This window comes from Pseudomonas sp. D1HM (genome assembly GCF_019266105.1).
GTDB lineage: Bacteria > Pseudomonadota > Gammaproteobacteria > Pseudomonadales > Pseudomonadaceae > Aquipseudomonas > Aquipseudomonas taetrolens.
In genome coordinates this window covers 506,533-518,810 of sequence record NZ_LRMN01000003.1, presented here as the reverse complement: position 1 = coordinate 518,810, position 12,278 = coordinate 506,533, and the positions used below count along the sequence as shown (strand labels likewise).

The following is a 12,278-nucleotide window of genomic DNA, read 5'->3' as shown; positions in this document are numbered from 1 at the left end:
AGCCGCTGCCGCAGGCTGCGAAAAGGGCCGTAGGCCCTTGATGGCAGCAGCGGCTACAGGTTTGTCAGCCTTTAAAGACTTGCGGGTTGACCAGGTCCTGCGGGCGTTCACCCAGCAGCGCGCTGCGCAAGTTGTCCAGGGCGCGGTTGGCCATGGCTTCGCGGGTTTCGTGGGTGGCCGAACCAATGTGCGGCAAGGTGACGGCGTTTTTGAGCTGGAACAGTGGCGATTCAGCCAGGGGTTCTTTCTCGTATACGTCCAGCCCGGCGCCGCGAATCGTGCCGTTTTGCAGGGCTTCGATCAGGGCCGGTTCGTCGACGACCGGCCCGCGGGAAATATTCACCAGGATCGCGCTCGACTTCATCAGGCCCAGTTCGCGATGGCTGATCAGGTGTCTGGTTTTTTCGCTCAAGGGCACCACCAGGCACACGAAGTCTGCTTCGGCCAGTAGCTGGTCAAGGCTGCGGAACTGCGCGCCCAGGCTTTGCTCAAGTTCGGCTTTACGGCTGTTGCCGCTGTAGAGGATCGGCATGTTGAAACCCAGATGGCCCCGGCGGGCGATCGCCGCGCCGATGTTGCCCATGCCGACAATGCCCAGAGTCTTGCCGTACACATCGCTGCCAAACAAAGCGGGCGGGACGCTGGCTTGCCACTGGCCGGCCTTGGTCCAGGCATCCAGCTCAGCCACCCGGCGCGCACTGCTCATGATCAGCGCAAAACCCAGGTCGGCGGTGCTTTCGGTGAGCACGTCCGGGGTGTTGGTGAGCATGATTCCACGCTCGTTGAAGTAGTCGACATCGTAGTTGTCGTAACCCACCGACACGCTGGACACCACTTGCAGTTGCCGGGCATTTTCCAGTTGCTTGCGCCCCAGTTTGCGACCGACACCGATCAAGCCATGGGCGTGCGGCAAGGCTTCCTCAAACTGGGCGTTGATATCGCCCAGCTTGGGATTGGGAGCAATCACATTGAATTCCTGCTGCAAGCGCTCGATCATTTCGGGCGTGACACGGCTGAAGGCAAGTACGGTTTTCTTTGCGCTAGAAAGGCTCATCTGAACAAGACTCGTCGGCTGTCGGGAATGTAAGCACGCTAACATTCTCCACCGCCGTTCGCCAATGTCCGGCGGGCCACGCCAGCTATCCAGCCATCAGCTATAGGTCGTCAATTCCTTCTGGTGCGCCGTCAGAATGTCCGGCAGGGAACTGCGCAGGTATTCGACCCAGGTTTTGATCTTCGCATCCAGGTACTGGCGCGACGGGTAGATGGCGTACAGGTTCAATTCCTGCGAGCGGTACTTGGGCATCATCCGTACCAGCGTGCCGTTACGCAGGCCTTCGATCGCCGCATACAACGGCAGGATGCCGACACCCATGCCGCTGGTAATCGCGGTTTTCATCGCGTCAGCCGAGTTGACCAGAAACGGCGATGAGTTGATCAAGACCATTTCCTGGCCTTCCGGCCCTTCGAACACCCATTTATCCAGGGCAATGACCGGGCTGACCAGGCGCAGGCACGAATGATTGAGCAAGTCAGCGGGCCTGTCCGCGTTGCCATTGGCTTTCACGTAGTCGGGGGAGGCGCACACGACGCTGTACGTGATGCCCAGCCGCTGAGACACAAACCCGGAGTCCGGCAGCTCGCTGGCCAACACGATGGAGACGTCGTAACCCTCGTTGAGCAGATCGGGCACGCGGTTGGCCAGCGTCAGGTCGAAGGTCACGTCCGGGTGTGTCTTGCGGTAGCGAGCGATGGCGTCGATGACAAAATGCTGACCGATGCCGGTCATGGTGTGCACTTTCAATTGGCCTGCCGGACGTGAGTGGGCGTCACTGGCTTCGGCTTCTGCCTCTTCAACGTAAGCCAGAATCTGCTCACAGCGCAGCAAATAGCGTTTGCCGGCTTCAGTCAGGGCAATGCGTCGGGTCGTACGGTTGAGCAAGCGGGTTTGCAGGTGGGCCTCAAGGTTGGAGACCGCGCGCGAGACGTTAGCCGTGGTGGTGTCCAGCATGGCGGCGGCGGCCGTGAAACTTCCGGCTTCGGCCACGCTGGTGAAGGCGCGCATATTTTGCAAAGTGTCCATGGAATGCTCTCAAGGGGCGATATGGGGGGACGACGACAAAACAACCAGTGCTACGACAAATTGTGACACGAAGTTTCCGGGTTTGCAGGCCGGCGGGGCATTCGACCAACGGATTATCCCGAGAATGGTAATAAAGATTCACAGTTATGCCTGCTTATCGTTGTGCCTGCCAAGCCATAGACTTCTATTCCTCAAGCCTCCTCCCTCCCTGACGGAATTTGCAGCAGTGTCGCGTCGCATCAGCAGAGAGCTTAAAGCCCTCAGTGTCCTGGCTTTATCGTTAGCATTAAATGGCTGTATCGGTTTTGGTGGCATCGCCCCTGAAGGCAAGATGCTGGCTGCCAATACGTTGGCCACCGACGAGGCGATTCAAAACGCCGCGCAAGACGCAAACTGGCCCAAGGCCCAATGGTGGCACGCTTATGGCGACCCGCAATTGGATGCCTGGATCAATATGGCCGTTCAGGGCAGCCCGAGCATGGCCATGGCTGCGGCGCGCGTCCGTCAGGCCAAAGCCTTGGCCGGTATTGCCGAGTCGGCCGAATCGCTGCAGATCAATGGCGAGTCGACCCTCAAGCGCCATAACTGGCCATCCGATCAATTCTATGGCCCCGGTGCGCTGGACAACACCACCACCTGGGACAACAACGCCGCCCTGGGCTTCAGCTTTGCCCTCGACCTGTGGGGTCGTGAAAGCAACACCACGGAGCAGGCGGTGGACATGGCACACATGAGTGCCGCCGAGGCACGTCAGGCGCAGCTTGAATTGCAAAACAACGTGATTCGCGCCTACATCCAGTTGTCGCTGCACTATGCCCAGCTCGACATCATCGAATCGACCCTGCACCAGCAGGAGCAGATTCTCGATCTGGCGCAAAAACGTCTGGATGGCGGCATCGGTACTTATTTTGAAGTCAGTCAGGCGCAAGCGCCGCTGCCCGAAATTCATCGTCAAATCGACGCCCAGGAAGAAGAAATCGCCCTGACCCGTAACCAGTTGGCTGCGCTGGCCGGTAAAGGCCCGGGCGAGGGGGCGCGTCTCAAACGTCCGACTCTGGCCCTGAGTACGGCGCTCAAGTTGCCGTCCAGCTTGCCGGCCGAATTGCTGGGGCAACGCCCGGACGTCGTGGCCAGTCGCTGGGAAGTCGCTGCACAGGCACGTGGCATCGATGTGGCGCATGCAGGCTTCTACCCCAACGTCGACCTGGTGGGCAGTATCGGTTTCATGGCCACTGGTGGCGGGGCGCTGGAGTTCCTGACCGGCAAGAAGCTCAACTACAACGTTGGTCCGGCGATCTCGCTGCCGATTTTTGATGGTGGTCGATTGCGCTCACAGCTGGGGGCCGCCTCGGGTGGTTATGACATGGCGGTGGCCAAGTACAACCAGACGCTGATCACGGCGCTTAAAGGGATCTCCGATCAGTTGATCAAGCGCGAGTCGATGGAAAAACAGCAGGAGTTCGCCGCCGAGTCGGTGGCCGCCGCGCAAAAAACCTACGACATCGCCATGGTCGCTTTCCAGCGCGGCTTGACCGACTACCTCAACGTGCTCAATGCCCAGACCCTGTTGTTTCGTCAGCAACAAGTCCAGCAACAGGTGCAGGCCGCTCGCCTGAGTGCTCACGCCGAGCTGGTCACGGCCCTGGGCGGCGGCTTGGGCGCCGGTAACGACGTGCCCAAGGACGACCGCTACGTCCCGGACAAACCCCCGGCAATCATGGCGCTGTTTGATCATTGAAACGCGCCAGTCCGTCTGACTGCTTAAACCCCTGATGGCTAACGTTGAGAGCCTGTAGATGAACCATTTGCCCGCCCCGGTACGCTGGCTGTATTCCCTGGAATGGCGCCGAGGCTTTTTTGACTGGGCACGCAGCGATGGCGTGACCTGGGTGCATATTTTCAAAGTGTTGATCGCGGCCTTTTTGACGCTGTGGCTGGCCATGCGTCTTGAATTGCCGCAACCCCGCACCGCGATGATCACGGTCTTTATCGTGATGCAGCCGCAAAGCGGCCAAGTGTTCGCCAAAAGTTTTTACCGGTTTTTGGGCACATTGACCGGATCGGCTGTGACCGTCGCACTGATTGCGCTGTTCGCGCAAAACACAGTGCTGTTTCTGGGGGCGATGGCGATCTGGGTCGGTATTTGCTCGGCCGGTGCCGCACGCTGCCGCAACTTTCGTGCTTATGGTTTTGTCCTGGCGGGGTATACCGCGGCAATGGTTGGCCTGCCGGCACTGGCGCATCCCGACGGCGCGTTCATGGCGGCGGTGTGGCGCGTGCTGGAAATCTCGCTGGGCATTCTGTGCTCAACCCTGATCAGTGCCGCCATTCTGCCCAAGACCGCTGGCGCGGCCATGCACAACGCGCTCTATCAGCGCTTTGGGGTATTCGCCGGATTTGTTGCCGAAGGTTTGCGTGGGCAGTCATCTCAAGCGGCCTATGAGGCCAGTAACGTGCGCTTTATTGGCGAGAGTGTCGGCCTTGAAGGCATGCGCAGCGTAACGGTCTTCGAAGACCCGCACATGCGCCGTCGCAGCGGCCGTCTGAGCCGTCTCAACAGCGAGTTCATGGCCATCACCACGCGCTTTAACGCCTTGCACCAATTGCTCGCACGTTTGCGCAGCCGGGGCGTGGCGCAAGTGGTGTCGGCCATCGAGCCGGAGCTGGAGCTGTTGGCCCGTTTGCTCGACACCTACACGGGCCGCTCCTTGACCGACAAGGACGCTGCGGTGCTGGCCGAACAGTTGGCCGGGTTCAAGGCCGCCTTGCCCGAGCAGGTACGTACGCTGCGGGTGAAGTTCCTCGAAACGCAACCCAGTGCATCGGACTTTCTCGACTTCAACACCGCCTATGAACTGCTGTACCGCTTTGTCGACGATTTGCACAGTTACGCGTTGACCCACGCCTCGCTGGCCGACCATACCCATGAGCGCGAGCGCTGGGACCAACCCTTTATCTCGCAGACCAACTGGTGGTCGGCGGCGGCTTCAGGGCTGCGGGCGTCGTTCATTCTGGCAGTGCTCGGCACCTACTGGGTGATGACCGCCTGGCCCAGTGGCGCCACCATGACCCTGATTGCCGCCGCTACCGTGGGCCTTTCGGCGGCCACCCCGAACCCCAAGCGCATGGCGTTTCAGATGGCTTGCGGGACCTTTATCGGGGCGCTGGTGGGCTTTGTCGAAATGTTCTTTGTGCTGCCCCACATCGACGGCTTCGCCTTGCTCTGCCTGGTACTGACGCCGGTCATCATGCTCGGATCGTTTCTCACCTCGCGGGCCAACTACGCCGGTGTCGGCCTGGGTTTGCTGATCTTTTTCAGCACCGGCTCGGTTCCTGACAACCTGACGATCTATAACCCGTACCAGTTCATCAATGACTACATCGCGATGGTCATGGGCATGCTGGTCTGTGCCGCGGCCGGTGCAATCATCCTGCCGCCCAACAGCCGCTGGTTATGGAGCCGTCTGGAGCAGGATTTACGTGAACAAGTGGTGTACGCCATCAGCGGTAAATTGCGCGGCCTGAGCTCCAGCCTTGAGAGCCGCACCCGCGACCTGATGCACCAGGCGTATGGCCTGGCAGCCGGTCAGCCCAAGGTACAGCGTGAACTGCTGCGCTGGATGTTTGTGGTCCTGGAAGTGGGGCACGCGATTATCGAGTTGCGCAAAGAACAGGCGATCTTGCCGGTTCACCCGGCGTATGCCGAGGCGCAGCCGTGGCGCCAGGCGATTCGGGTGATGGGGCGTGCGCTGGTGCGCCTGTTCATCGCCCCCAGCGAAAGCAATCTGGAGCGCGCCCTGATCGCCGTGGATCACGCGATTACCCGGGTACAAGCCACTGACGAACCGTTCGCCCGCAACTTCGACACCTCGGCCCTGGTCCGGGTGCAAAGCTACCTGCACTTTATTCGTACCTCACTGCTCGACCCGCAATCGCCGCTGGCCGCCTACGCCCAGCCGCAAGGACTTGAACATGCCTCGTGAAATCGCCTTCCACGGCGTCTACATGCCCACCATGACCCTGATGTTTTTTATCGCGGCGGGGTTGGCATGGGGCTTTGACCGGTTGTTTTCCGGCTACGACCTGTACCGCTTCTTCTGGCATCCGGCGCTGCTGCGCCTGAGCCTGTTTGCTTGTCTTTTTGGCGCCATGGCGCTCACTGTTTACCGTTGAGACCGATCCGATGAAAAAGTTCTTCAGCCTGCTTGCCACCTTGCTGGTTTTGGCCCTTGCGATATGGATCGGCCGAACCCTCTGGGAACATTACATGAACACCCCGTGGACCCGAGATGGTCGCGTGCGGGCCGACATCATCAACGTCGCCGCGGACGTTAACGGCTACGTGGTCAACGTCCCGGTCAAAGACAATCAGTTGGTCAAAAAGGGTGAGGTCCTGCTGGAAATCGACCCGGAGCACTACGAAATCGTGGTCAAGCAGGCGCAATCGCTGGTGGCGTCACGCAAGGCCACCTGGGAGATGCGCAAGGTTAACGCCCATCGCCGGGCGGACATGGACAACCTGGTGATCTCCCGCGAGAACCGGGACGATGCGAGCAATATCGCGGACTCGGCGCTGGCTGATTATCAGCATGCGCTGGCCCAATTGGATGCGGCCAAACTCGACCTTAAGCGCACCAAGGTGCTGGCTACCGTTGACGGTTATGTGACCAACCTGAATGTGCACCGGGGCGACTATGCGCGGGTGGGTGACCCGAAAATGGCCGTGATCGATATGAACTCGTTCTGGGTGTATGGCTTCTTCGAAGAAACCAAACTGCCGCACATTCGCGTGGGCGACAAAGCCGATCTGCAAATGATGAGCGGAGAGGTACTCAAGGGCCACGTGGAAAGCATCTCGCGGGGCATCTATGACCGCGACAACCCCGAGAGCCGTGAGCTGGTGGCTGACGTCAACCCGACATTCAACTGGGTTCGTCTGGCCCAACGGGTGCCGGTGCGCATCCACATCGATGAAATCCCCGACGGCTTCCTGCTGGCGGCCGGTACCACCTGCACCGTGATCGTGGAGCAGGATCAGGAGGACGCGCATCCGTCACACTGATCGAGGGTTCAGTTCGCGCAAAAGGTCTCATGCAAATGCCGCCACAGCACATCGCCGGCGGCATTTTGCTCAAATACAACGGTTGCGCGCCGATCCGTGCGGTTGCCGTTGTGTTCTTCTTGCAGCTCGCGATAGCTGACCACTGCGCCGCCAGCATGCAAGGCGATCCCCTTGAACTCGCTGAGGGTGATGACCAGCCCGGGACGTGCTCCGCGCAGTTGCTCGAACAGGCTTCCCACCCCGTTGAGATCCAGTGCCTTGCCGTTGGGGGCAATCATCGTGAATTGCTCCGAGAAGCGAGCCAGCAGTGTCGGAAGCACGCCGGGCTCCAGCCCGGAAAACCAGCCTTCAATCTCGACGTGAGTTTCTTTTACAAGGTCGAAGTAGCGCGAATAATCAGTCATCACATTCTCTTGGGTCAGGGTGCCAGCAAGGCCAGCACGCGTGGAGTATCGAGGCGCAAAGCGGGAATGAGCGGCACCAGGGTCAACGCACTGCCGATGGCAAAGCATAGGGCAAAGGCGTGAGGCGTCGAGGTGATCGAGGTCAAGGCGCTGAACAACGCCATCATCAGAGCCGGGCCGAGCAGGAAGCTCAACTGCCGGTTGAGGTTCTACAGTGCACTGGCGTGGCTCATGTGTTCGCCAGGGACATCAATGAATGCGGTGTTTTGTGCCGTGCTGCTGCACAGGCTGCCGCCAAAGCCCATGAGGGCATACAGCGCCACGGGCAGGAATGCAGGGCCGCCCTCAATGTGCATCAACAAGGCGATGCCCAGCGCTTGAGCGCTCATACCCAGCAGTAGCAACGGCTTGGGGCCAAGGCGATTGAATTGCCAGCGGCTCAAGGTGATGCCCAGCGCCGAGGACAGCGCCCAGGGCAGCATCAGCGCGCCGGTTTGTGCCGGGCTGTAACCCAGTTGGTGCAGGTACAAAATACTCACCAGTTGCGTGCCGATAAAAATCCCCGGAATGAACAGATAAGTCATCATCGCCACCCGCAGCAGCGGGCTTTTAAGCAAGTGCGCCATGTGCCGTGCACCGCTCGCGACGCTGCCGGGATCGAGAGGCACGGGAGCGGCCGATCGAACGTCGGATTTGATCCAGCACTGCGCCAACAGCAGGGCAAGCAGGGCCAGAGGTAAATTGGCGTAAAACACCCAGCGCCATGACAGCGCTTCAACCACCCAGCCTCCCAGCACCGGGGACAGTGCGGGCACCAGCAGCGCCACCAGCAAAATCACCGAGGTCAGGCGGGCCCTTTCATGGGGCTTGAACTGTCGATACACCATCGCTTGGCCTACGGGTATCAACAAACCGCCGCCCAGGCCTTGCAGCAGTCGCCAGCCAATCAGCGTTTCAATGGAGGCGGCCTGGGCCACGCACCAAGAGGCGACGGTGAACAGCAGCAACGAGATGAGCATCAGGCGTTTTTCGCCCAGCACCGCAGCCAGCCACACGCTGGGCACAATGATCAGGGTCAGGCCGAGCATGTAGGCATTGCCGATCCACGCCAGTTGTGTGACGGATGCCTGCAGTTCTTGCCCGATCTGCGGGTAGGCAATCGAGACGGCAAACATGTTCACCAGATCCAGCGCAAAGCCCAGCAAATACACCAGCGCGATTTTGTTGCGATAGGCCATGGCGGGCTCCTTGATCAGAAGCCGAACAGTAGGCGGCTTTTGTCGTTGGAGGAACGGCCCGGGCGCTGCTAGATTGTCAAAATTATTTTGACAATCGACGGGAATCAGCATGGTTAGCCTTGATCGTTTCGACACTTTCAAAGCCGTGGTCGAAGCCGGCTCCCTCACGGCTGCCGCGGATTTACTGGGGCAAACCCGGGCCGTGGTCAGTTTCACCATCAAACGGCTGGAGGCAGAGCTGGGTGTGACGTTGCTCACGCGAAACACCCGGCGGCTGGCGCTGACCGAGGCGGGGGAGCGCTTTTATCTGCGTTGCTTGAGCATGCTGGAGGCCGCACAACTGGCGATCGACGAAGCGCGCAGCGAACACACTGAACTCAAGGGCACGCTGCGGATCACTACGACGGTGGAGTATGCGCTGGCAAAAGTGGTGCCTGCGCTGGAGCTGTTCCGCACCTTGCACCCCGAGCTCAACGTGCACCTGTCGACCTCGTCGACCCACGCGGACTTGATCTCGGAACGTTTTGACGTGGCGCTGCGACTGGGCCGTATCCTGGACTCCAGCCACCGCGCCGTGCAGTTGAGCACATTTGCAATTTTGCCCGTGGCTTCGCCAGCGTTTTTGAAAAGCCGTCCGGCCATCGACAGTGTGCAGGCCCTGGAGCAAACACCGTGGCTGGAGCATGGCCGGGTGGGGGAGTTGAGCGTGACCGGAGTGAGCAGCTGCGTGGTTCAGTCCTATCAACCTGACCCGGGCAAGGCGCGGATCAAGGCGGATAATTCATCGGTACTGCGTGCCTTTGCGTTAACCGGGCAGGGTGTGGCGATCTTGCCTGACTGGTTGGTTGAGGACGATTTAGAGGCCGGCCGACTGGTTCACCTGTTGCCTGACTGGCACTTCACTCGCCAAGGGGTCTACGCGCTGTACCCCGACACCCGGCACCTGCCGCTCAAGGTGCGGGTGTTTATTGATTTCATGAAAAGCCAGGGGTGATTAAACGCTTCAAAGGGTTGTGTTCAACCCGAACCGCTTCATCAATACCTTTTGCAGCAGTGTCCGCGGCAACAACGCAGCCAGCAGCGGCAGGGCACGGCTGCCATTGCCGTAGCGCAACACCGCCGGTGGCCGGCTTTTCTGGCTGGCCTTGAACACGGCATCGGCGAATTTGCCCACCGGCGTCGGGTTGTCTTGCGAGGCGCTGGCCCGAGCCCGGATCCCGTCACGCATGGGCCACCAGGGGGAGTTCTGCGCAATCAGCACTTCTGCCTGGGCGCTGGCATTTTTTGCGAAATGCGTGTCGATGGCGCCCGGTTGCACTTCCATGAGCCGGACTGCAAACGGTGCCAACTCCATGCGCATGGCTTCGCTCAAGGCATGCACGGCCGCTTTCGATGCACAGTAAGCCCCAGCGAACGGCGTCACCAGCACGCCGGAAACACTGCCGATATTGATCACCAGCCCTTGGTTGCGGCGCAACGCTGGAAACAGCGCCCGGGTAACCCCGACCACTGAAAAAACATTGGTTTCGAACTGCTGCTGCAGGCCCGCAACACCGCTATCGAGTACCGGACCCATGGCGCCATAACCGGCGTTGTTGATCAGTACATCGAGGCCCTGGCCATTGGCGGTCAGAAGTTCGGCCAGTTGCGTCAAGGCTGCCGGATCATTGACATCCAGTTGCACAGCGTTAAAACCCGCCGCTGCCAACTCCGCCACATCATCTGGCTTGCGGGCGCTGGCCCAGACATCGTGGCCGTGTGCCTTGAAGGTATCGGCCAAGGCTCGGCCAATACCGCTGGAGCAACCCGTGATCAAAACACGAGACATCGAAATATCCTTGAGCGCGGTCGAGCGGCGCATTAGTTGGAGAAGCTGCCTTGCAGGCGCTCTGCTTTGAATTCGAGGGTTTGCGGACGATAACCGGCGCGCAAGGGTGGCATCGGCAAGCAATCTTTCCAGGCTGCCCCGGCTTGCAGCTCGCCCGGGCCGCGGTAGCGTGGGGCGGTGTAGAGGTTATCCGCGAGGTTTACAGTATCACCGGGAGCATAGGCCGCGATGTGCCAGCTCAGTTCAGTCAACGGCACATCATTACTGTTGCGCAGGGTCAGACTCAGCGGGCGGTCGGCCGGACATTCGTTGGGTGCAAAGACCAGACGCAGTTCGAGGCGTGCCAGTTGCTGGGCTTCACGGTGATCCAGCCAGGCGACAGACGCTGCCACGATGGCCAGCCCCAGAAGTGCCGCCATCGAGACCGGCAGCGCCTTGGACGGGTAACGCAAGAGCAGTACCAGCCAGGTGATGATCAGTAAAATGCCGATAAACATGACGTACATCTCGCCGAGTAAGTGTCAGGCAAGCATGAGCCGGGAAACTCGCGGCATCAAGGCGCGAAGTTCAAGGCTGTGTTTCGCGCCAGACTTTTAGGGACCTGTGGCCTCGCGCTGCAAGCAGGCAAGGCTCAGTGTTTGAATCGCGAGGTGCTTGGATACCGCTTCTCACTGAGTCGCGGTTTGCCGGGCCAGGACGGCTACACAAGGACGGGCATTATTCGGGGGCGTGGTCACGCAAAAAAACCAACAGATCCGGCTTCGACTGTTCGGCGCTGAAGCGATAGCCCTGGTCGTCGAATTGCTTGAGGTGATCCGGGTTATTGATGCGTTCCTTGATCACGAACCGGCTCATCATGCCGCGGGCTTTCTTGGCATAGAAACTGATAATTTTGTGCTGGCCGTTTTTCAGGTCCTTGAATTCGGTATTGATAATGCGCGCGTTCAAGGCCGATTTTTTCACCGCCGAGAAGTACTCATTGGACGCCAGGTTGAGCAGCACGTCATCGCCTTGCCCGGCCAGCGCTTCGTTGAGCCATTCGCTGATGCGCGTGCCCCAGAAGGCATACAGGTCCTTGCCTCGGGCGTTGGCCAGTTTGGTGCCCATCTCCAGGCGATACGGCATCATCAAGTCCAGCGGGCGCAGCAGGCCATACAACCCGGAGAGCATGCGCAGGTGGGTTTGCGCGTAGTCAAAATCGGCTTCGCTGAAGTCCACAGCGTTCAGGCCGGTGTACACATCGCCCTTGAATGCCAGCAGCGCCTGCTTGGCGTTGGCCGGGGTGAAGGCCGGGGTCCAGCTGCCGAAGCGGGCGGCATTCAGGCCTGAGAGCTTGTCGGACAGGTGCATCAGCTCGCCAATCTGTTGCGGGCTCAGCTCGCGCAATTGCTCGATCAGTTCCTGGGAGTGGTCCAGATAGTCCGGCAGGGTAAAACGCGCAGTGGCCGGCGGCGTTTCGTAATCGAGGGTTTTAGCGGGTGAAATCACCGTCAGCATGAGGTCGTCTCCTTTAAGCGTCGGGGGATTCTAGGGGGTTGGACGTTTTGACTCCACCTATCACGGCGATAGCGTGACGATTACCGGCGTTCGCAGGCGCGGTAGCTACAGGTAATCGGCATTAGCCGCGTTATAGTGCCGCCAGTTTTTAAAAGGAGATGAATCC

At 60.0% G+C, this 12,278-nt stretch carries 11 protein-coding genes and 1 pseudogene; 5 read left to right on the top strand and 7 right to left on the bottom strand.

Translation table 11 applies throughout. The features are described from left to right. Positions 1-64 precede the first annotated feature (64 nt). Both AWM69_RS05540 and AWM69_RS05535 read right to left on the bottom strand, forming a co-directional pair. Complete coding sequence (locus AWM69_RS05540; protein ID WP_131652550.1) at positions 65-1,054, bottom strand: D-glycerate dehydrogenase; 990 nt, start codon at positions 1,052-1,054, stop codon at positions 65-67. 96 nt (positions 1,055-1,150) lie between these two features. Next, positions 1,151-2,083, bottom strand: a complete 933-nt coding sequence (locus tag AWM69_RS05535) for a LysR family transcriptional regulator (protein WP_131652551.1) — start codon at positions 2,081-2,083, stop codon at positions 1,151-1,153. Between the two features lie 226 nt (positions 2,084-2,309). On the opposite strand from AWM69_RS05535, the gene AWM69_RS05530 reads away from it, so the two are divergent. Genes AWM69_RS05530 through AWM69_RS05515 form a run of 4 tightly spaced genes read left to right on the top strand, consistent with a single transcriptional unit; the run spans position 2,310 to position 7,145 of the window. After that, entirely contained in the window at positions 2,310-3,821 is a 1,512-nt protein-coding gene (locus AWM69_RS05530) for an efflux transporter outer membrane subunit (protein ID WP_218725937.1), read from the top strand. Positions 3,822-3,879: 58 nt separating this feature from the next. Beyond that, a complete protein-coding gene (locus AWM69_RS05525) occupies positions 3,880-6,066 on the top strand; it encodes an FUSC family protein (RefSeq protein WP_218725936.1) in 2,187 nt (728 codons plus the stop codon). Next, the gene (locus AWM69_RS05520; RefSeq protein ID WP_016781859.1) at positions 6,056-6,256 is read left to right on the top strand and encodes a DUF1656 domain-containing protein; all 201 of its coding nucleotides are present in this window, start codon (positions 6,056-6,058) and stop codon (positions 6,254-6,256) included. Before AWM69_RS05525 ends, AWM69_RS05520 begins: the two co-directional genes overlap by 11 nt. 10 nt (positions 6,257-6,266) lie before the next feature. After that, entirely contained in the window at positions 6,267-7,145 is an 879-nt protein-coding gene (locus AWM69_RS05515; RefSeq protein ID WP_218725935.1) for an HlyD family secretion protein, read from the top strand. Positions 7,146-7,153: 8 nt separating this feature from the next. On the opposite strand, the gene AWM69_RS05510 is transcribed toward AWM69_RS05515, so the two are convergent. Both AWM69_RS05510 and AWM69_RS05505 read right to left on the bottom strand, forming a co-directional pair. After that, a complete protein-coding gene (locus AWM69_RS05510) occupies positions 7,154-7,549 on the bottom strand; it encodes a DUF4440 domain-containing protein (RefSeq protein WP_218725934.1) in 396 nt (131 codons plus the stop codon). A 14-nt stretch (positions 7,550-7,563) separates the two neighbouring features. Further along, a pseudogene (locus tag AWM69_RS05505) lies at positions 7,564-8,787 on the bottom strand (MFS transporter). A gap of 109 nt (positions 8,788-8,896) precedes the next feature. Between AWM69_RS05505 and AWM69_RS05500 the strand changes: the two are divergent. After that, positions 8,897-9,781, top strand: a complete 885-nt coding sequence (locus AWM69_RS05500; RefSeq protein WP_218725933.1) for a LysR family transcriptional regulator — start codon at positions 8,897-8,899, stop codon at positions 9,779-9,781. A 9-nt stretch (positions 9,782-9,790) separates the two neighbouring features. Here the strand turns inward: AWM69_RS05500 and AWM69_RS05495 are convergent, their stop codons facing one another. The 3 genes from AWM69_RS05495 to yaaA all read right to left on the bottom strand — a co-directional run bounded on the left by AWM69_RS05495 (position 9,791) and on the right by yaaA (position 12,112). After that, positions 9,791-10,615, bottom strand: coding sequence for an SDR family oxidoreductase (locus AWM69_RS05495; protein WP_218725932.1), 825 nt, complete (start codon positions 10,613-10,615; stop codon positions 9,791-9,793). 32 nt (positions 10,616-10,647) lie between these two features. Next, a complete protein-coding gene (locus AWM69_RS05490; RefSeq protein ID WP_131652557.1) occupies positions 10,648-11,112 on the bottom strand; it encodes a multidrug transporter in 465 nt (154 codons plus the stop codon). Between the two features lie 220 nt (positions 11,113-11,332). Further along, the gene (gene yaaA / locus AWM69_RS05485) at positions 11,333-12,112 is read right to left on the bottom strand and encodes a peroxide stress protein YaaA (RefSeq protein ID WP_218725931.1); all 780 of its coding nucleotides are present in this window, start codon (positions 12,110-12,112) and stop codon (positions 11,333-11,335) included. Positions 12,113-12,278 lie beyond the last annotated feature (166 nt).

What these genes read in the sequence shown, in the direction of transcription:
- AWM69_RS05500 (WP_218725933.1), top strand. Translation starts at nt 8,897, where the DNA reads ATGGTTAGCCTTGATCGTTTCGACACTTTCAAAGCCGTGGTCGAAGCC.
- AWM69_RS05525 (WP_218725936.1), top strand. Translation starts at nt 3,880, where the DNA reads ATGAACCATTTGCCCGCCCCGGTACGCTGGCTGTATTCCCTGGAATGG.
- yaaA (WP_218725931.1), bottom strand. Translation starts at nt 12,112, where the DNA reads ATGCTGACGGTGATTTCACCCGCTAAAACCCTCGATTACGAAACGCCG.
- AWM69_RS05515 (WP_218725935.1), top strand. Translation starts at nt 6,267, where the DNA reads ATGAAAAAGTTCTTCAGCCTGCTTGCCACCTTGCTGGTTTTGGCCCTT.
- AWM69_RS05490 (WP_131652557.1), bottom strand. Translation starts at nt 11,112, where the DNA reads ATGTTTATCGGCATTTTACTGATCATCACCTGGCTGGTACTGCTCTTG.
- AWM69_RS05540 (WP_131652550.1), bottom strand. Translation starts at nt 1,054, where the DNA reads ATGAGCCTTTCTAGCGCAAAGAAAACCGTACTTGCCTTCAGCCGTGTC.
- AWM69_RS05495 (WP_218725932.1), bottom strand. Translation starts at nt 10,615, where the DNA reads ATGTCTCGTGTTTTGATCACGGGTTGCTCCAGCGGTATTGGCCGAGCC.
- AWM69_RS05510 (WP_218725934.1), bottom strand. Translation starts at nt 7,549, where the DNA reads ATGACTGATTATTCGCGCTACTTCGACCTTGTAAAAGAAACTCACGTC.
- AWM69_RS05520 (WP_016781859.1), top strand. Translation starts at nt 6,056, where the DNA reads ATGCCTCGTGAAATCGCCTTCCACGGCGTCTACATGCCCACCATGACC.
- AWM69_RS05535 (WP_131652551.1), bottom strand. Translation starts at nt 2,083, where the DNA reads ATGGACACTTTGCAAAATATGCGCGCCTTCACCAGCGTGGCCGAAGCC.